Source organism: Mesorhizobium sp. M0106 (genome assembly GCF_040322715.1).
In the GTDB taxonomy this organism is placed as follows: Bacteria; Pseudomonadota; Alphaproteobacteria; order Rhizobiales; family Rhizobiaceae; genus Mesorhizobium.
The window spans coordinates 89,542-107,327 of record NZ_JAMYUA010000004.1; the positions used below are offsets into that span (position 1 = coordinate 89,542).

At 64.4% G+C, this 17,786-nt stretch carries 12 protein-coding genes; 2 read left to right on the forward strand and 10 right to left on the reverse strand.

The window, feature by feature from the left end:
* The first annotated feature begins 35 nt into the window (after positions 1–35).
* Both pepN and NKJ55_RS05710 read left to right on the forward strand, forming a co-directional pair.
* Entirely contained in the window at positions 36–2,681 is a 2,646-nt protein-coding gene (gene pepN, locus NKJ55_RS05705) for an aminopeptidase N (RefSeq protein ID WP_352449034.1), read from the forward strand.
* Positions 2,682–2,870: 189 nt separating this feature from the next.
* On the forward strand, positions 2,871–5,195 hold the full coding sequence (locus tag NKJ55_RS05710) for a PAS domain-containing sensor histidine kinase (protein WP_352449035.1): 2,325 nt from the start codon (positions 2,871–2,873) through the stop codon (positions 5,193–5,195).
* 50 nt (positions 5,196–5,245) lie between these two features.
* Here the strand turns inward: NKJ55_RS05710 and NKJ55_RS05715 are convergent, their stop codons facing one another.
* The 10 genes from NKJ55_RS05715 to NKJ55_RS05760 all read right to left on the reverse strand — a co-directional run bounded on the left by NKJ55_RS05715 (position 5,246) and on the right by NKJ55_RS05760 (position 17,764).
* A complete protein-coding gene (locus NKJ55_RS05715) occupies positions 5,246–5,725 on the reverse strand; it encodes an EF-hand domain-containing protein (protein WP_352449036.1) in 480 nt (159 codons plus the stop codon).
* Positions 5,726–5,870: 145 nt separating this feature from the next.
* Positions 5,871–8,837, reverse strand: a complete 2,967-nt coding sequence (locus tag NKJ55_RS05720) for a bifunctional [glutamine synthetase] adenylyltransferase/[glutamine synthetase]-adenylyl-L-tyrosine phosphorylase (RefSeq protein ID WP_352449037.1) — start codon at positions 8,835–8,837, stop codon at positions 5,871–5,873.
* Complete coding sequence (locus NKJ55_RS05725; RefSeq protein ID WP_352449038.1) at positions 8,837–10,306, reverse strand: sensor histidine kinase; 1,470 nt, start codon at positions 10,304–10,306, stop codon at positions 8,837–8,839. The genes NKJ55_RS05720 and NKJ55_RS05725 overlap by 1 nt, the downstream gene beginning before the upstream one ends.
* A gap of 6 nt (positions 10,307–10,312) precedes the next feature.
* The gene (locus NKJ55_RS05730; RefSeq protein ID WP_254819962.1) at positions 10,313–10,987 is read right to left on the reverse strand and encodes a response regulator transcription factor; all 675 of its coding nucleotides are present in this window, start codon (positions 10,985–10,987) and stop codon (positions 10,313–10,315) included.
* Positions 10,988–11,386: 399 nt separating this feature from the next.
* Positions 11,387–12,943, reverse strand: coding sequence for a Do family serine endopeptidase (locus NKJ55_RS05735; protein ID WP_352449039.1), 1,557 nt, complete (start codon positions 12,941–12,943; stop codon positions 11,387–11,389).
* Positions 12,944–13,059: 116 nt separating this feature from the next.
* Entirely contained in the window at positions 13,060–13,524 is a 465-nt protein-coding gene (locus NKJ55_RS05740; protein WP_084641257.1) for a cytochrome c-type biogenesis protein, read from the reverse strand.
* Positions 13,521–15,509 carry a heme lyase CcmF/NrfE family subunit gene (locus NKJ55_RS05745; RefSeq protein ID WP_352449040.1) on the reverse strand — a complete coding sequence of 663 codons (1,989 nt, stop codon included), beginning with the start codon at positions 15,507–15,509 and terminating at the stop codon, positions 13,521–13,523. The genes NKJ55_RS05740 and NKJ55_RS05745 overlap by 4 nt, the downstream gene beginning before the upstream one ends.
* 14 nt (positions 15,510–15,523) lie before the next feature.
* Positions 15,524–15,967, reverse strand: a complete 444-nt coding sequence (gene ccmE, locus NKJ55_RS05750) for a cytochrome c maturation protein CcmE (RefSeq protein WP_023677821.1) — start codon at positions 15,965–15,967, stop codon at positions 15,524–15,526.
* Positions 15,968–15,970: 3 nt separating this feature from the next.
* On the reverse strand, positions 15,971–17,107 hold the full coding sequence (gene ccmI / locus NKJ55_RS05755; protein ID WP_352449041.1) for a c-type cytochrome biogenesis protein CcmI: 1,137 nt from the start codon (positions 17,105–17,107) through the stop codon (positions 15,971–15,973).
* Between the two features lie 222 nt (positions 17,108–17,329).
* The gene (locus NKJ55_RS05760; protein WP_352449042.1) at positions 17,330–17,764 is read right to left on the reverse strand and encodes an RT0821/Lpp0805 family surface protein; all 435 of its coding nucleotides are present in this window, start codon (positions 17,762–17,764) and stop codon (positions 17,330–17,332) included.
* Positions 17,765–17,786: the final 22 nt, after the last annotated feature.

Below are 17,786 nucleotides of genomic sequence, written 5' to 3' on the forward strand. Positions count from 1 at the left end.
CCCGCCGCTCCCGGATCGACAGGAAAAATCAAGGAATGCGCACAGATACCGGCCAGGTCTTCAAGCTCGAAGACTATCGCCCCAGTGATTATCTCATTCCGGAAACCAGCCTGACTTTCCGCCTTTCGCCTGAAGCAACGCATGTGACCGCCGTGCTGACGGTCGAACGCCGCGACGGGATTGCGGCGTCGGTGCCACTGGTGCTGGATGGCGACGGGCTGACGCTCCGCAGCATCGCCATCGACGGCCAGGAACCGAGCCCTGCGGATTTTCTCGCCACGCCCGATCAACTGACAATCATCAGCCCCCCTGCGACAAGGTGCTTCCAGCTGAGAATTGAAACCGTGTTGGCGCCGGCGCAGAACGAAGCGCTAATGGGCCTCTATCGCTCGAGCGACGTCTATTGCACACAATGCGAGGCCGAAGGCTTTCGCCGCATCACTTATTTCCTCGACCGTCCCGACATCCTGTCGGTCTACACGGTCCGCATCGAAGCTCAGCGCCGTGAGGCGCCGCTGCTTTTGTCCAACGGCAACCCGGCCGATGGCGGCGAGCTTGCCGGCGGCTGGCACTATGCGGTCTGGAACGACCCCTTCCCCAAGCCGTCCTATTTGTTTGCGCTGGTGGCGGGCGACCTCGGCAAGATCTCGGACAGTTTTGTCACCCTGTCTGGCCGCAAGGTCGAGCTCGGAATCTATGTCGAACCGGGCAAGGAGAGGCTCGCCGGCTACGCCATGGACGCTTTGAAACGGTCAATGAAATGGGACGAGGAGGCATTCGGCCGCGAATACGACCTCGATGTCTTCAACATCGTCGCCGTGTCCGACTTCAATATGGGCGCAATGGAGAACAAGGGCCTCAACATCTTCAACGACAAGTACGTTCTTGCCGACCAGGAAACTGCGACCGACGCCGATTTCGCCAATATCGAAGCCATCATCGCGCATGAGTATTTCCACAATTGGACAGGTAACAGAATCACTTGCCGCGACTGGTTCCAGCTTTGCCTGAAGGAAGGGCTGACGGTTTTCCGCGACCACGAATTCTCGGCCGATCAGCGCTCGCGCGCCGTCAAGCGCATCGCCGAGGTGCGTACGCTGCGCGCCCATCAGTTTCCCGAGGACCAAGGGCCGCTGGCGCATCCGGTCCGGCCTCGCCGCTACCGCGAGATCAACAATTTCTACACGGCGACGGTCTACGAAAAAGGCTCGGAAGTCGTGCGCATGATCCATACCATCCTCGGCGCCGAGACGTTTCGCGCCGGCATGGACCTCTACTTCGAACGTCACGACGGCCAGGCGGCGACGATCGAAGACTTCATCAAAGTGTTCGAAGACGTCTCAGGTCGCGACCTGTCGCAGTTTTCGCTGTGGTATCATCAGGCCGGTACGCCGAACCTGACCGTCAGTTCGGCGTATAATCCGGCGGCGCGGGAATTCACGCTCGAAATCGAGCAGTCGGTGCCGCCAACACCGTCAGAAAGCCGCAAGCGGCTGATGCACATTCCGCTTGCCTTCGGCCTGGTTGGCGCCGGTGGCGAGGCAATAGCCCACAGCGGCGCCGAAGGGGCGAATGTCGAGGACGGTGTCATCCATATCCGCAAACGCCGCCATGTCGTCAGGTTTTCCGGGATTGCCGAGCGTCCAGCCATGTCGCTCAACCGCGGCTTTTCGGCGCCGGTGACGCTTTCGGTCGAGCAGCGGCCCGACGACCAGTTTTTTCTGGCTGGCCACGACAGCGACGCCTTCTCGCGCTGGCAGTCGTTCAACACTCTTTTGACCGATGCGCTGATTGCAGCCTTCCGCCAGATCCTGGACCACAGGCAACCCGAGTTCAGCGCCCGGCTGACCGGGCTTGCCGGCAAGACAGCCGGCGACGAAGCGCTCGAACCCGCCTATCGGGCGCTGGCGCTGGCGCTGCCCGGCGAGGCCGATATCGCCCGCGACATCGGCAAGAACATCGACCCCGACGCCATTTTCGCGGGGCGCGAGGCGCTGGCGGTTGCGATCGCCGAGGCCAACCGCGAGATATTCTCCAACCTTTACGATCGGCTCGCCGACAATGGCCCGTTCAGCCCGGACGCGGCCAGTGCCGGGCGGCGGGCTCTGCGCAATGTCCTGCTGGACTATCTCTCCTTGCTGCCGGGAGGTGCGGGACTCGCTGCCGGGCACTTCCAATCGGCGACCAACATGACGGATCGTGCCGCGGCGTTGACCGTTCTTGCGCACCGTCACCATGGCTCACCTGAGGCGACCAAGGCACTGGCCGATTTCGAGGCGAAATATGCAACCGATCCGCTGGTCATGGACAAATGGTTCCAGACCCAGGCCAGCGTGCCCGGCCCGCAAACCGTGGACGCGGTGCGCGCCTTGACCAGCCACCCGGCGTTCTCGATGGCCAACCCGAACCGGGTACGGGCACTCATCGGTACGTTTTCCAGCGCCAACCAGACCGGCTTCCATCGCGCCGACGGCCAAGGCTACCGGCTTTTCGTCGAAACGGTGCTGCAGGTCGAAAAACGCAACCCGCAGGTGGCCGCCAGGCTGGCGACGGCGCTCAGGTCGTGGCGCTCGCTCGAACCGGTGCGGCAGGCCAAGGCAAGGGAGGCGTTGCTTTCGATCGCCAATACCGAGAAGCTGTCGGCCGATTTGCGAGACATCGTCGAGCGCACCCTGGCGTAAGCGACCTCCCGTTCTCCCCTTGTGGGAAAAAGGGAAGACCACCCGAAAACCCCATTATTTTAGTCGATTTTTAATCTTTTTTCGCCGCGCCTCTGGACAAGGCGAATCACCTTTGATTCTTTAGGGACGATTCGGAAGTGCGGCGTTGCCGGATCGTCAAGCGGGACAGAAAATCGGGGAGTGCCATTTATGGCGAAGGCGGACGCGTGGGGCGCGCCCGGTGGGACGGCGTTTGAGCGTCGCGAGGCGCGAAGCGACGGTCTCGCGGGCAATACGCGGCTCATTGCCGAACCTGCCTACCGACGGCTGCTGGCAGCCGAGCCGCTGTTGCGGCGATCGATCCCGGCCCTCATCATCATGTTTCTGTTGATCATCGCAGTACTGCGCTTTCTGTCGCTGATGAACGAGCGCGACGAGATCGAGCGCGACGCCAAGGCGATCCTTGCGCTGGCCGCCGGCCACCTGGCCAGTTCGATCGCCGACGCGACCATGATTTCCGCGCCCGGCGCGATCCAGGACCTGCTGGAGAGCACCGGTCGTCAGGGCGCGATGGGCCGAAGCCACGTACTGGCGATCACCGATAGCGCCTTCAAGATCATTGCCGTATCGCCGCAGTCGATGCACTGGGAGGGGCGATCGCTCGATGGCGTCGTGCAGGGCGGGCAGCCGCTGTTCATGTTCGGCGACCGCGCCGGGGTAATGGAGGTCAACATCGGCGGACAGGACTGGTACGCGGCAGTGAGCCTGGCGAATGGCCGAAGGGGTGCCGCGGCAGCGTTCGTGCCGCAGGAGGCAGTTTTTGACGCCTGGCGCAAGACGGTCTCACTCAACGTCACGCTGTTCGTGCTGACGGCCGGCGTGCTGATCATCATCCTCTACGCCTATTTCGGCCAGGCGGCGCGCGCCCAGGCCGCCGATCGCATCTATCTCGAAGCCCACCAGCGCATCGACATGGCGCTGGTGCGCGGCCGCTGCGGCCTGTGGGATTGGGACATGGTGCGCGGCAAGATGTACTGGTCGCGCTCGATGTACGACATGCTGGGCTACGAGCCTTGTGACACGATGCTGTCGTTCGGCGAAGTCGATGAAATCATTCATCCCGAGGACGGCGATTTGTTCGAACTCGCCAACAGGATCGTCGCACGCGAGATCGACCATATCGACCAGGTGTTCCGGATGCGCCATGCCGACGGGCAATGGGTTTGGATGCGCGCAAGAGCACACGTTATCGACCCGGAAGCGCCGGAGATCCAGCTGATCGGCATCGCCGTCGACGTCACCGAGCAGCGGCATCTGGCGCTGCGCTCCGAAGCGGCGGACCTGCGCCTGAGGACGGCCATCGAAAACATCAACGAATCTTTCGTGCTGTGGGATTCGTCCGAGCGCCTGATCATGTGCAATTCCAAATACCAGCAGGACAACGGCCTGTTGGATCGCGACGTGATGCCGGGCGCTCCGCGCGCCGTTCTGGAGGAACGCATGCTGGCCTTCGCCTCGGAGCGGCGGCTTGCCAACACCAACGGACCGCAGGGAGGCGTGACCTTCGAGCGCCAGCTTGCCGACGGCCGCTGGCTGCAGGTGAACGAGTTGCGGACAAGGGACGGCGGTACCGTCTCCGTCGGCTCCGACATCACCCAGATCAAGCTGCACCAGGAGAAGCTGGTCGACAGCGAGCGCCGGCTGATGGCGACAATCCATGACCTCAGCCTTGCCCGCCGCGCGGAAGAAGAACGGGCTCGTGAGCTCGTCGAACTCAATCGCAAATACATGAAGGAAACCGAGCGCGCCGAAGCGGCGAACCGGGCCAAATCCGAATTCCTGGCCAACATGTCGCACGAGTTGCGCACCCCGCTCAACGCGATCATCGGCTTCTCGGAACTGATGGAACGGGGGCTGTTCGGGCCGCTGGGTTCGCCGCGCTACGAAGAGTATGCCACCGACATCAACGGCAGCGGCAAATATCTTCTCGGTGTGATCAATGACATCCTCGACATGTCGAAGATCGAGGCCGGCCAGTTCGCCCTGGATCAGGAAGAAATCGATCTCTGCCCGCTCATCAGGGAGACGGTTCGCGTCGTTTCTCTGCAGGCGGCGGAAAAGTCGATCACCGTCGAAACCCGCATCGCCGATTCGCTGACGCTGTTCGCCGACCGCAGGGCGATCAAGCAGATCCTCATCAACCTTCTGTCCAATGCGGTGAAGTTCACCGGGCAAGGCGGCCACATCTCGGTCAGAGCCCGCAGCATTTCCAGCGCGCTGATCCTGACGATCGAGGACAATGGCTGCGGTATCCCGAAGGCGGCGCTGAGCAAGCTCGGGCGGCCATTCGAACAGGTGCAAAACCAGTTCTCCAAGAGCCATGCCGGCTCCGGGCTCGGCCTCGCCATCTCGCGCTCGCTGGCCGAGCTTCAGGGTGGCGCGTTGAAGATCCGCTCGACCGAAAGCGTCGGCACGATCGTCTCGGTACGCATCCCGATCAAGAAAGCCGCGCAGGCGGTCAGGGCGGCTGCCTGAATGACAAAATAAGTCTCCGGCGGCTCGCACCGCCGGAGCGTTATCAATTCTCACTGCATGCCGTCAGTGCCATCATTGCCCTCGCCGTCCCATTGGCGGTGACCGCCGGGACCCTTCGGCAGTTCGTTCTTCTCGATTTTCCCGTCATTGTCACGGTCGAGCATGGCGAAGACCTTCTTCTGGCGGCTTGTGATGTCGTCGGCGGTCAGCGTGCCGTCGCCCTTGGTGTCGTAACGGGCGATGATGCGCCTGGCCATCTGCTCGAAGCGTGCTTTCTCCAGCGCGTCGGCGAGCTGTGCCACGGTCAGCTTGCCGCCATTGTCGGCGACCATCTTCTTCAGCCGCGCGTTCATGGCGTCGGAGAACTGGTCGAAGGTGATGATGCCGTCATTGTCGTTCATGACCTTGCCGAGGCGCATCATCATGCCGTCGCGCGGCCCGGCCCCGGAGTGCTCGTCTGCATAGGCAGCGGTGCCGACGGCGCCGGCCAGGGCTGCGAAAACGAGTGCAAGTCTGGTTGTCTTTCTCATGGTCTTCTCCTGTTGCATCGTCACCCCCGATGCTAGAGCGGCGGACCTTCAATCCCCCGCTCTATCTCTTTGATTGAACATCGGAACCTCCCAAAGCAGGTCGCAATTTTGGGTCCGATGCTCTCGCCCGTACGGCTGGTTGCCGTCACGGTTGTTTCGCACGAAGCAGAAGGTCGAAATCCTTTCTGACCTTCTGCGACGTCTCCTTGAGGTGCGCTTCAAGCACCCCGAAATCCGGCAGGTCGGTGACGGCCAGAAGCAGATCCGAAAGCCCTGGCGGAACGTCGTCGCGTTCGAACGCGCCGGTGAGGCAAAGCCGTATCATCTGGGTCAGCGCCAGATAGAGCGAATAGGCATCCACCAGTTCCTGCCTGACCTGGGCGCTGGCGAAATCCGGCGCCAGGCGCGACAGGACCTCAGCCGTGCCGGTGGCCCTGCGGCCTGCCTCGATCTTTCCGGTGATCAGCGCAACCTGGGCAATGAATTCGAGATCGATGAGGCCGCCCGGGATCAGCTTGATGTCCCAGGGATCGCGCGGCGGCTTCTCCTTGTCGACCATGGCGCGCATCTCGGATGCCTCGGCCATCACCTTGGCTGGATCGCGCGGCAGAGCGAGCACTGCGGCAACCTCTCCCTCGACCTCGCGGCAGAGCTCGGCATCGCCGCCGATCGTGCGGGCGCGCGCCAGCGCCATGTGCTCCCATGTCCAGGCGTCCTGGCGCTGATACTTCTTGAAGGCGTCGACATGGGTGGCCACCGGCCCCTTGTTGCCGGACGGCCGCAGGCGAAGGTCGAGCTCGTAGAGCACGCCCTCGGCGGTCGGCGCGGAAACGGCGGCGATCAGCCGCTGTGTCAGCCGGCTGTAGTAATGCGATGGGGCAAGCGGCTTGTCGCCGTCGGACTCCTCCGCATCGGCGTCGTGATCGTAGAGCAGGATGAGGTCGACGTCGGAGCCCGCCGACAGTTCGCGGCTGCCGAGCTTGCCCATGCCGAGCAGCGCGACCCGGCCGCAGGCAATATAGCCATGACGCAAAGCGAATTCCGCCATCACCGCCTGCGATGCCGCCTCGATGGTCAGGTCGGCGAGATCGGAAAAAGCGCGGCCGGCGCGCGGCGGGTCGATCGACCCGGCAAGCAGCCTGACACCGATCAGGAATTTTTGCTCCGAAGCAAAGATGCGCAGCCGGTCGAGCACGTCTTCATAGGCTCTGTCGCCTTCGAGGAAGGCGGCAAGGCGCGCCGACAGATAGGCGCGGTTTGGCAGTTCGCTCAGCAGCGCCGGATCGAGCAGCCCATCGAAGACATGCGGCCGGCGCGTGATGATGGCGGCCAGCCGCGGTGCCGCGCCCATGATAGTCGCCATCAGCTTCAGCAAAGCCGGATTCGACTGCAGCAGCGAAAACAGCTGGATGCCGGCAGGCAGGCCGGCAAGGAATTCGTCGAAGCGGATCACTGCCTCGTCCGCCCGCCGCGTCTGGCCGAACGCTTGCAGCAGCGCCGGCGTCAGTTCGGTCAGCCGCTCGCGCGCTTCCGCCGACCTGGTGACGCGGTAGCGGCCGAAGTGCCAGCCGCGGATAACCCGGCAGATGTCGCTCGGCCGCTGGAAGCCGAGCCGCTGCAAGGTCTGCAAGGTATCGGGATCGTCGACGTCGCCGGTAAAGACCAGATTGCCGATGCCGGCCGAAAGCTCCGGCGCGGTCTCGAACAGCGCTGCATAGTGGCGCTCGACCTGGTGCAGCGCCGCGCGGAACGTTTCGGCAAAGCCTGCCGCATCGGCAAAGCCCAGCATGCGGGCGACGCGCTCCAGCCCCTCTTCGTCCTCCGGCAGGATATGCGTCTGCTGGTCGGCAACCATCTGGATGGCATGTTCGACGCGGCGCAGGAACCAGTATTGCCTGGTGAGCGCATCGCGCGCGTCGGCGGTGATCCAGCCGCGCGCGGCGAGCTCGCCGAGCATCGGCACGGTCTCGCGGCCGCGCAGTTCGGGAAAGCGGCCGCCGGCGATGAGTTGCTGGGTCTGGACGAAGAACTCGATCTCGCGGATGCCGCCGCGGCCGAGCTTGACGTTGTGGCCTTTGACCGCGACCTCGCCATGGCCCTTGTGGGCGTGGATCTGGCGCTTGATCGAATGGACGTCGGCAATCGCCGCGTAGTCCATGTATTTGCGCCAGATATAGGGCTGCAGTTCCTTCAGGAACGCGGCGCCGGCGGCAACATCGCCGGCCACCGGGCGCGCCTTGATCATGGCGGCGCGCTCCCAGTTCTGGCCGCGCGCCTCATAGTAGCGCAGCGCCGCCTCGACCGGGATCGCCAGCGGCGTCGAGCCGGGGTCGGGACGAAGCCTGAGATCGGTGCGGAAGACGTAACCGTGCTCGGTGCGGTCCTGCAGAATGCGGACCAGCCGGCGTGTCAGCCGCGAAAACAGCTCGGTTGCATCGAGCGGATCGACGACAGCAGGCGCATCGGGGTCGAAGAAGGCGATGAGGTCGATGTCGGAGGAGAAGTTCAGCTCATGCGCGCCGAGCTTGCCCATGCCGAGCAGAATCCAGCCCGAGCGTCGCGCCGGATTTTTGGCATCCGGCAATCGGAGCTTGCCCTGCTCATGCGCGTCGCGGAGCAGGAAATCGACGGCCGCACGCGTGCAGGCGTCGGCAAGGTCGCTCAGTCGCTGCACCGTCAGCGAGGTCTCGGCTTCGCCGGCGAGATCGGCCAAGGCGATCAGGAAATGCGCCTCCGCCTTACATTGGCGCAGCTCCATCATCAGGCTGCTTTCGGAGACGGCCTCTGCGCGTGATGCCTTGTCGACCACGGCGCCGATCGATGACAGCCGCGCCTCGATGGTCTCGTTGAAAAGCGCATCGAGTATCCGCGGCCGGCGGCGCGCGGTATCGCGCAGGAACGGCGACAGGTCGAACACGGCGGCGAGGAAATCCTGGACGACCCCCTTGCCGGCGAGAAATTTCGCCAGTCGCGGCAGTTCCTTTTGCCGCGCGGCGTCGGCGATCTCCGACAATTCCTGCCTGGCGCGGCTTGCATCCAGCGGAACGAGCTCTACCGCCGGCTTCAACAGCCAGTCCGTTTCGAGGCGTCGCACTGCCATCCTCGCTACCATCAGCGATCCTCCCGCCCGGGAAAACTCATGACGACCGACAATCCGGGATTGCCGGGCAGAAGCTCAAGCCGTCCATTGTGGAATGTCATGATGGCCTTGGCGAGACTCAAGCCAAGGCCGGATCCCGGCTGCGAGCGGCTCTTTTCCAGCCGCACGAAACGTTCGGTCACCCTGGCACGGTCGACATCGTCGGGAATGCCCTGGCCGTTGTCGGAGACGGCGAGTCTGATCTCGCTACCGACACGCTCCAGCGTCACGCGAACCATAGGCCTGGAGGTCGAGTCGGTCGAATATTTGATCGCGTTGTCGACGATGTTGGACAGCGCCTGGCCAATCAGCTCGCGATTGCCGTTGACGGCGAAGGAACCTTGCACCGAAGTTTCGAGCGTCACGCCCGCCTCCTCCGCTACCGGCTCGTAGAGTTCGACGACGTCGTGCACGGCAGCGGCCAAATCAACCCTGGTGGTGCTTTCCGAGGAATAGCCGGCTTCCAGTCGCGAGATCATCAGGATGGCGTTGAAGGTCTTTATCAGCTGATCGGATTCGGCGATCGTTCCTTCCAGCGCCTGCCGGTAGTCGCTGGTGTTGTGCTTGCCGGAAAGCGTCGCCTCGGCGCGATTGCGCAGCCTGGTCAGCGGCGTCTTCAGGTCGTGGGCGATGTTGTCGGAGACCTGCTTCAGGCCCTCGTTCAGCGTGGCGATCCTGGCCAGCATGGAATTGAGGTTTTCCGACAGCCGGTCGAACTCGTCGCCGGCGCCGGTGACCGGCAGCCGGCCGGAAAGATCGCCGCCCATGATACGGCGGCTCGCCTCGGACACGCTGTCGATGCGCTTCAGCGCCGCGCGCCCGACGAAGAACCAGATCAGCAGCCCACCGACGCCCATCATGCCGAGCGCCAGCATCAAGGCGCGGCGAATGACGGCGCGGAAGCGCTCCGGCTCGCCGAGGTCGCGGCCGACCAGCATGATCATCTGGTTGGGCAGGCGCAGCACCAGGGCAATGGCGTTGTGGCCTTTCTCGCCTTCGGCCTGGACTTCGCTCTGGGCGGGCTCGTTCGGGTCGGAGATCGGGTTGCGCTGCCGCTCGAGCTCGCCCTCGCCGAAGCGGCGGTAGGAGAACGGTTCGGTGATCCAGCCCTCGGCCTCGATCACGCCCGGCTCCAGGCTCTGCACGTTGCCGGTCAGGATCTGGCCGTTGGCATCGGCGATCAGATAGAGATTGGCGCCGGGCTGGCGGGAGCGCTGCTCGACGACACGGACCAGCAGCGGCAAGCCGCCGCGCTGATAGGCGCGGGCGAGGCCGAGCACCTCGTCGTTGATCGTGTCCTGGGTCTGGCCGGTCAGCATGCGCGCCGACAGCGAGGTCATGTAGAACACGAGCAGCACCGCGCAGATGGCGAACAGCAGGAGGTAGAGCGCCGAAAGCCGCGCTGCCGTCGTCTTCATGATGGCCGGCACGGAAAGAGTCATGGGGTTCTAGCCGCTTTTCAGCATGTAGCCGGCGCCGCGAACCGTGTGCAGGATCGGCTTGTCGAAGCCCTTCTCGATCTTGCCCCGCAGCCGCGAGATATGAACGTCGATGACGTTGGTCTGCGGATCGAAATGGTAGTCCCAGACATTCTCGAGCAGCATGGTGCGCGTCACCACCTGGCCGGCATGGCGCATCAGATATTCGAGCAGGCGGAACTCGCGCGGCTGCAGCGTTATCTCGCGCCCGGCGCGGCGCACCGAGTGCGACAGCCGGTCGAGTTCGAGATCACCGACCCGGTAGACGGTTTCGGCTTCCCTGGCGCTGGCGCGGCGGTTCAGCACCTCGACGCGGGCGAGCAGTTCGGAAAAGGCGTAGGGTTTGGTCAGATAGTCGTCGCCGCCGGCGCGCAGACCGGTGACCCGGTCGTCGACTTCGCCGAGCGCCGACAGGATCAGCACGGGCGTCGTATTGCCCCGGGACCTGAGCCCGGCAATGACGGACAGGCCATCGCGGCGCGGCATCATGCGATCAACGACCATGACGTCATAGTCGCCGGAATCAGCGAGTGCGAAGCCGGTTTCGCCGTCGCCGGCGACATGGGCGGTATGGCCGGCCTCGGCGAACGCCTTCTGCAGGTAGTCGGCCGCCTCGCGATCGTCTTCTATGACGAGAATCTTCATAGAACCGTTATACGCGATTTCGCTGGAAGATTGAGTGGCCGGCATATGCATCGTGGCCTTCTCCATGGCATGTCGCGAACAAAGTGATTCAGGGATACGCGGTAAGTCTTTGTTTTAGCATGTCGTTGGCCTAAAACCGCTTCACGCCTTGAGCGGCATGTTCGAGCGGCAGCGGCGATGGGAAGCCCGCTGCCGCTGGGGCGGAACACGATGACTGACTAACGTATTCAGGCCCCGTGCTTTCCCGTGCGGCGGCTCGGGGGTGTTGAAAACCGCCGCACCGGAAAAGTCGACCACTAGAGCGCCGCGCGTCCTCTTGGACGCGCAAAGGACGCTCTAGCACCTTGAATCGGCGCATGAGCCTTTCCGAAAACGGAATACGTGTTCGGGGTCATGCGCTCAGCCCTTGGCGACAGGCAGTGCGACGAAGCGGTTGCTGTCGTCGCGGGTGATCTGCATCAGCACCGCCTTGCGGCCGGACTTCACCGCGTCGGCCATCGCCTTGTCGACGTCGCCGGTGCCGGTCACTTCCGCCGAATTGACGGAGGTGATGACGTCGCCGGGCTGGATGCCGCGATCGGCGGCATCGCTGTCGGGGTCGACATCGGTCACCACAAGGCCCTTGCCATTGTCAGACTTGGTGACGGTCAGGCCGAGATCGGCGAGCGTGTCGGTCTTCGGCGCGGGGGCAGGCTGCTGGTCGGCCGAGGCCTGCTTGTCGCTCGACGGCAGCTTGCCGAGATCGACCTTAACCGCCTCGCTCTTGCCGTTGCGCCACACCGTGACGTCGACAGATTTGCCGGGCGGGTAAGCGCCAATCAGGCGGGCGAGTTCCTTGGGCGAAGCAACGTCCTTGCCGTCCACCTGGGTGATCACGTCACCGGCGGTGATGCCGGCCTTCTTGCCGGGACCGTTGTCCTGCGCGCTGGCAACGAGCGCGCCCTTGCCGGACCCAAGGCCAAGCGACTCGGCGATTTCGGGGGTGACCGGCTGGATCTCGACACCGAGCCAGCCGCGCTGCACGGTGCCGTTCTTCATCAGATCCTGCACGACCTGCTTGGCGGTCGAAGCGGGAATGTCGAAGGCAATGCCGACGCTGCCGCCCGAGGGCGAGAAGATCGCGGTGTTGATGCCGACAACCTGGCCGTTGAGGTTAAAGGTCGGGCCGCCCGAATTGCCGCGGTTCACCGAGGCGTCGATCTGGATGAAGTCGTCATAGGGACCGGCGCCGATATCGCGGCCGCGGGCCGAAACGATGCCTGCGGTAACCGTGCCGCCGAGGCCGAACGGATTGCCGACAGCCACCACCCAGTCGCCGACGCGAACCTTGGAATCGTCGGCGAAGTCGACATAGGTGAACTTGCTGCCGTCATCGACCTTGAGCACGGCAAGATCGGTGCGCGGGTCCGTGCCGATCAGCTTGGCGTCGAGTTCCTTGCCGTCATTGGTCACCACGGTGAAGGCGGTGCCCTCCTCGACGACATGGTTGTTGGTGACGAGATAGCCGTCATCGGAGATGAAGAAACCGGATCCCTGCGCCACCGGCCGCGGCTGGTCGTTGTTGCGGTCACGGTGTCCAAAACGGCGCATTCCGTTCGGGCCTTGATCGCCGCCTTGATCGCCAAAGCCGCGGAATTCGCGGAAGAACCGGCGCAGCTGCGGGTTGTCGGGAAGATTGCCTAAGCCGTCCTCGTCGTCCATCTGGCCGGAACCGTCATCGGCCGTCGACTGGATCTTGGCCTTGACGCGCACGCTGACGACCGCCGGCGAAACGCGATCGACCACATCGGCGAAGCTCGGGACCTGCGGTGCCTCGACACGCACGGCGTCGGCCAGCACCGGGGCTGTCCCGGTGGCAACAGCACCAAAGCCGATCGCGCCGGCAATGGCCAGGGATGCGGCTGCGGCCAGAAGGCGTTTGCGGGTGCGTAGATATGAATTGGGGGCAACATTCATGGTTCTCGTATCCTCTTTTCAAGGGACGCCCCTTGATTGGCATCCTCGACAAAGGAAATAGAGGGCCGCACATTACGGCGCCATTTCCGGTACATGAAACTTTCGTAATGTATCGATCAATCGCGGCGGAGCATCTTGTCCAGCGCCGCCTGTTCCTCGGCAGTTAATGCAGCGGTCACCGTCGAACGGCGCGAACGGGCGGCCAGCAGGATGAATGTCCCGCCAACGAGCAGCAGAAGAACTGGCGTCCCCCAGAGCAAAACATTGCGCAGATTGAAGCGTGGCTTCAGCAGCACGAATTCGCCGTAGCGCGAAACGACATAGTCCATCACCTGCCGGTCGGTATCGCCGGCGACCAGGCGCTGGCGCACAAGGATGCGCAGGTCGCGGGCGAGGTCGGCATCGGACTCGTCGATCGACTGGTTCTGGCAGACCATGCAGCGCAGGCCTTCCGACAAAGCGCGCGCCCTCGCCTCGAGTGCCGGGTCGGCGAGCACCTCGTCGGGCTTGACCGCCTGCGCGGCGCCGGCGAACAACAGCGCCAGCAGCAGGACCAGCGAGGCCAGCGTGACCCTTTTCATTGCGGGCTCGCCGATGGCACGCCGGCCGCAGCCTTGCGGCGCGACGGTGCGCCGACGCGCAGGCGGCGGTCGAGCAGCGACATCGCCGCGCCCGCCATCATCACCAGTCCGCCGCCCCAGATCAGCGTCACCAGCGGCTTCCACCACAGACGAACGACCACAGAGCCATCGCTGCCCTCGTCGCCAAGCGAAAGATAGAGCTGGCTGAAGCCGATCGTCCTGATGCCGGATTCGGTTGTGGTCATCTGGCGCACCGGATATGAGCGCTTGGCCGAGGTGATCTCGCCTGCGACGCTGCCGTCGGCGCCTAGCAGGGCGAAGCGGCCGCGATCCTCACTGTAGTTAGGCCCCTGGGCCGGATAGAGCCCCTCGAAGCGCAGCTTGTGGCCGGACAGTTCGACGGTCTCGCCGGCATGCATCGCCAAGATTTTTTCGGTGCCGAAGCAAAGCGTGCCGACAATGCCGAGCGTTGTCAGCCCGAGGCCGAGATGCGCAAGCGCTGTGCCGAAGACCGAGCGCGGCAGGCCGGCGAAGCGCCTGAGCATGGTGGCGGGCACGACGGTGCCGAAGCCGGATTTGACGGCGAGATCGGTGAGCGCGCCGCAGATCAGCCAGAAGGCAAGGCCGACACCGAGTGCCGCCAACACCGAAGCGCCATCGATGAACAGGGCCGTCACCAGCACGGCGAGCAGCGCCGCCGCGAAAGCCGCCATCAGGCGCTGGGCGACGGCGAAAATGTCGCCGCGCTTCCAGGCGAGGAGCGGCCCGAACGGCACGACGACCAGCAACGGCACCATCAGCGGGCCGAATGTCAGGTTGAAGAACGGCGCGCCGACCGAAATCTTGTCGGCAGACAGGGCTTCGACGACGAGCGGGTAGAGCGTGCCGACCAGCACGGTGGCGGTGGCGGTGGTCAGGAACAGATTGTTCAGGACCAGCGCGCCTTCGCGCGAGATCGGGTGAAACAGGCCGCCGGCCGTCAGCCGGGAGGCGCGCAAGGCAAATAGCGCCAGCGAGCCGCCGATGAACAGCGTCAGGATGCAGAGGATGAACACGCCACGCGTCGGATCGGTGGCGAATGCGTGCACCGAGGTCAGCACGCCGGAACGCACCAGGAAGGTGCCGAGCAGCGACAGTGAGAAGGTCAGGATCGCCAGAAGCAGCGTCCAGATCTTCAGCGCCGAGCGCTTTTCCATGACGATCGCCGAATGCAGCAGCGCCGTGCCCGCCAGCCACGGCATGAAGGATGCGTTCTCGACCGGATCCCAGAACCAGAAGCCGCCCCAGCCGAGCTCGTAATAAGCCCAGTAGGAGCCCATGGCGATGCCGCCGGTGAGGAACATCCAGGCAACCAATGTCCACGGCCTTACCCAGCGCGCCCACGAAGCGTCAATGCGGCCCTCGATGAGGGCAGCGACAGAGAAGGAAAAGCAGATCGAGAAACCGACATAGCCGAGATAAAGCAGCGGCGGATGGATGGCGAGGCCGAGGTCCTGCAGGATCGGGTTGAGATCGCGGCCCTCGATAGGCGCCGGATTGAGCCTGACGAACGGGTTCGACGTCGTCAGGATGAACAGGAAGAAAGTGGCGCCGATCGCTCCCTGCACGGCAAGCACATTGGCCCGGAGCGTCGCCGGAAGATTGCCGCCGAAGACGGCGACGAGCGCGCCGAAGAAGGTCAGGATCAGCACCCAGAGCAGCATCGAACCTTCGTGATTGCCCCAGGTTCCGGTGATCTTGTAGATCAGCGGCTGCAGCGAATGCGAGTTCTCCCAGACGCTCTCAACCGAGAAGTCGGAGCCGGCGTAGGCGGTTGTCAGCGCCACGAAAGACAGCGCCGTCAAGGCAAAGCCGGTCAGCGCGGCCGGTGCGCCGACGGCCATCATCTTGTGGTTGCCGGTGCGCGCACCGAACAGCGGCACCATCGTCTGCACCAGGGCCAGCGCAAACGCCAGGATCAGGGCGAAATGTCCGGTTTCAACCATTGTCACCGCACCCGCTAGTCACTCTTGCTCTCCTGCCATACGCCCTTGGCCTTGAGGCCGTCGGCCACTTCCTTGGGCATATAGGTCTCGTCATGCTTGGCCAGCACGCTGTCGGCGACAAAGATTCCGTCAGGGCCAAACGAGCCTTCGGTGATCACGCCCTGTCCTTCCCGGAAGAGGTCGGGAAGAATGCCGGTATAGGTGACCTTGACGTCCTTCTGGTTGTCGGTCACCGAAAAGGCGACGGTGGCGCCTTGGCTACGCTCGACCGTGCCTTTTTCGACGAGACCGCCGAGCCTGATGCGCTGGCCCGGCTGAAGGCTGGCGGTGGCCAGATCGGCCGGCATGTAGAAATAGGAGGCCTTCTGGCCAAGCGCATAGAAGGTCAGCCCCGTGGCAACACCGAGAAACCCCAGCCCCGCTGCGATCACCGACAGTCGTTTCTGCTTGCGCGTCATCGTCTACTCCGTCGCCGTCACGCCAAGCGAGGCGGCAAAGGCGGTGAATTTCCTGGCCTGGTCGCTGTCCGCGCCAAAGACGGCGATACCGCGATTGAGCGCATCACGCGCCTGATCTGTCTTGCCCAGCACGGCATAGGAACGAACGAGCTGCATCCACCCTTCCTCGTCGCGCGGATTTTGCCGAAGCCTTTCGTCGAGGCCGGCAACCATGGTGCTGATCATGGCTTGCCGGTCCTGCGGCGACATCGAGGAGGCAGCATCGATATCCTCGGCGGTCGGCCCTTTCGCGGGCGCCTCCGAAGCGACGCTGCGGGCGGCGGATTCGGCCAGCGCCTGCTCGACGGCGCCGCGCCACGGCGAGCCCTGCGGCAAGGCGGCAAGCATCTTTTGCCAGGCCGCCGTGGCTTCAGCTATGCGGCCTTCCTGTGCCATGCCCATGGCGAGATAGAACGAGGCCTTCGGATTGGCCGGATCGAGCTTCAACGCCGCCTCGAAAGCCGCCTGCGCTTCGGCGGAGACAATGCCGCCGGCCGCATTGGCGATCGCCTCGCCAAGACCCGCCTGGCGGGCGGCGCTGTCGCCGTCGAGGCGGATGGCGTTGCGATAGGCGGTCACCGCATCGGCGTATCGCTGCATGCGCAGATAGACCGGCGCCAGCACGTCCCAGCCGCGGCCATCGGATGGGTTGGCCGCCAGGTGCGCCTCGGCGCGGGCTATCAGCTCGTCGACCGAGCTGTCGGCGGGGTTCTTGGCCAGGCGTTCGCTGAGCGGCTGCGACGGCAGGTCGGGTGAGCCGAGCTGGCCATAGAGGCCCCAGCTGACCAGCGGAACCAGCAGCACGGCCGCTGTCGCCACCAGCCTTGTCGACCGCGACGGCGGCGTCGCCGTGTCGTCGGCGTGGCCGGCATTGCTCAGGCGAAGGATGCGGCGGGCGATTTCGGCGCGTGCCTCTTCGGCCTCCATTGGCTGGATCAGGCCACGCGCCATATCGCGGTCAAGCTCGGCCAGCTGGTCGCGATAGACTTCAAGGTCGTGATCGCCAGCAGCGGACGCGTTCTTCGATCCGCCGGCCAACGGCAGCAGCACCGCCAGGCTTGCGCCCAGCGTCAGGATTGCGGCTATGACCCAGAACAGCATGGCTCTTCCAATAGAACGAGACCCTTGCCCTGCCAACACAAGCGTGCTGCGACGCTTTGGCGGGGCCGCTCCGATCGATAATGCATGTCGCGCAAAAGTGTGCAGCGGTTTTGCGACAACGACCATGCATCAAAACAAGAACCTAAAGCGCGTCGCATGAGGCCGGTCGAACGCGACGCGCTTTGGTGCCGGACCGGAATCGGCGGATCGACGACCGGCCAGCTACGTCAGAGGCGTCCAGCTGCCGTCGGCATTGCGGCAGGCGGTTCCGCGCGCGGTGGCGCCGGCGGTGCCGGTAAACACCGTATGGGTGTATTGCCGGCAGTCCTGCGAGCCGACGCGATAGGGCTGGGCGGCGACCACTTCGCCGCGATGGGCCGAACCGTCGCTCTTCCAAGCCACTTTCTGGCCGCTCGCCGTGTATTCAAGCGCCTTGTATTCCGCCTCGAGCGCGCTGCGCTTCTCGGTCTCGCTCAGGCCGGCGCCGATAGAGCCGCCGACGAGGCCGCCGCCCATGGCGGAGATGATCGTCGTCGCCACCTTGGCGCCGCTGGGGGGCGTCGCGGCCGGCGTCACCGTAACGGCCGGGCCCTTGCCGAGCGTTGTGCAGCCGGAGACGGCGAGCAGGGCGGAAACGAGCGCGACGCGAATCTTCATGCCAATACCGGCTTTCTTGAGC

What these genes read in the sequence shown, in the direction of transcription:
- NKJ55_RS05725 (WP_352449038.1), bottom strand. Translation starts at nt 10,306, where the DNA reads ATGACTCTTTCCGTGCCGGCCATCATGAAGACGACGGCAGCGCGGCTT.
- pepN (WP_352449034.1), top strand. Translation starts at nt 36, where the DNA reads ATGCGCACAGATACCGGCCAGGTCTTCAAGCTCGAAGACTATCGCCCC.
- NKJ55_RS05730 (WP_254819962.1), bottom strand. Translation starts at nt 10,987, where the DNA reads ATGAAGATTCTCGTCATAGAAGACGATCGCGAGGCGGCCGACTACCTG.
- NKJ55_RS05715 (WP_352449036.1), bottom strand. Translation starts at nt 5,725, where the DNA reads ATGAGAAAGACAACCAGACTTGCACTCGTTTTCGCAGCCCTGGCCGGC.
- NKJ55_RS05745 (WP_352449040.1), bottom strand. Translation starts at nt 15,509, where the DNA reads ATGGTTGAAACCGGACATTTCGCCCTGATCCTGGCGTTTGCGCTGGCC.
- NKJ55_RS05735 (WP_352449039.1), bottom strand. Translation starts at nt 12,943, where the DNA reads ATGAATGTTGCCCCCAATTCATATCTACGCACCCGCAAACGCCTTCTG.
- NKJ55_RS05760 (WP_352449042.1), bottom strand. Translation starts at nt 17,764, where the DNA reads ATGAAGATTCGCGTCGCGCTCGTTTCCGCCCTGCTCGCCGTCTCCGGC.
- ccmI (WP_352449041.1), bottom strand. Translation starts at nt 17,107, where the DNA reads ATGCTGTTCTGGGTCATAGCCGCAATCCTGACGCTGGGCGCAAGCCTG.
- NKJ55_RS05710 (WP_352449035.1), top strand. Translation starts at nt 2,871, where the DNA reads ATGGCGAAGGCGGACGCGTGGGGCGCGCCCGGTGGGACGGCGTTTGAG.
- NKJ55_RS05740 (WP_084641257.1), bottom strand. Translation starts at nt 13,524, where the DNA reads ATGAAAAGGGTCACGCTGGCCTCGCTGGTCCTGCTGCTGGCGCTGTTG.
- ccmE (WP_023677821.1), bottom strand. Translation starts at nt 15,967, where the DNA reads ATGACGCGCAAGCAGAAACGACTGTCGGTGATCGCAGCGGGGCTGGGG.
- NKJ55_RS05720 (WP_352449037.1), bottom strand. Translation starts at nt 8,837, where the DNA reads ATGGTAGCGAGGATGGCAGTGCGACGCCTCGAAACGGACTGGCTGTTG.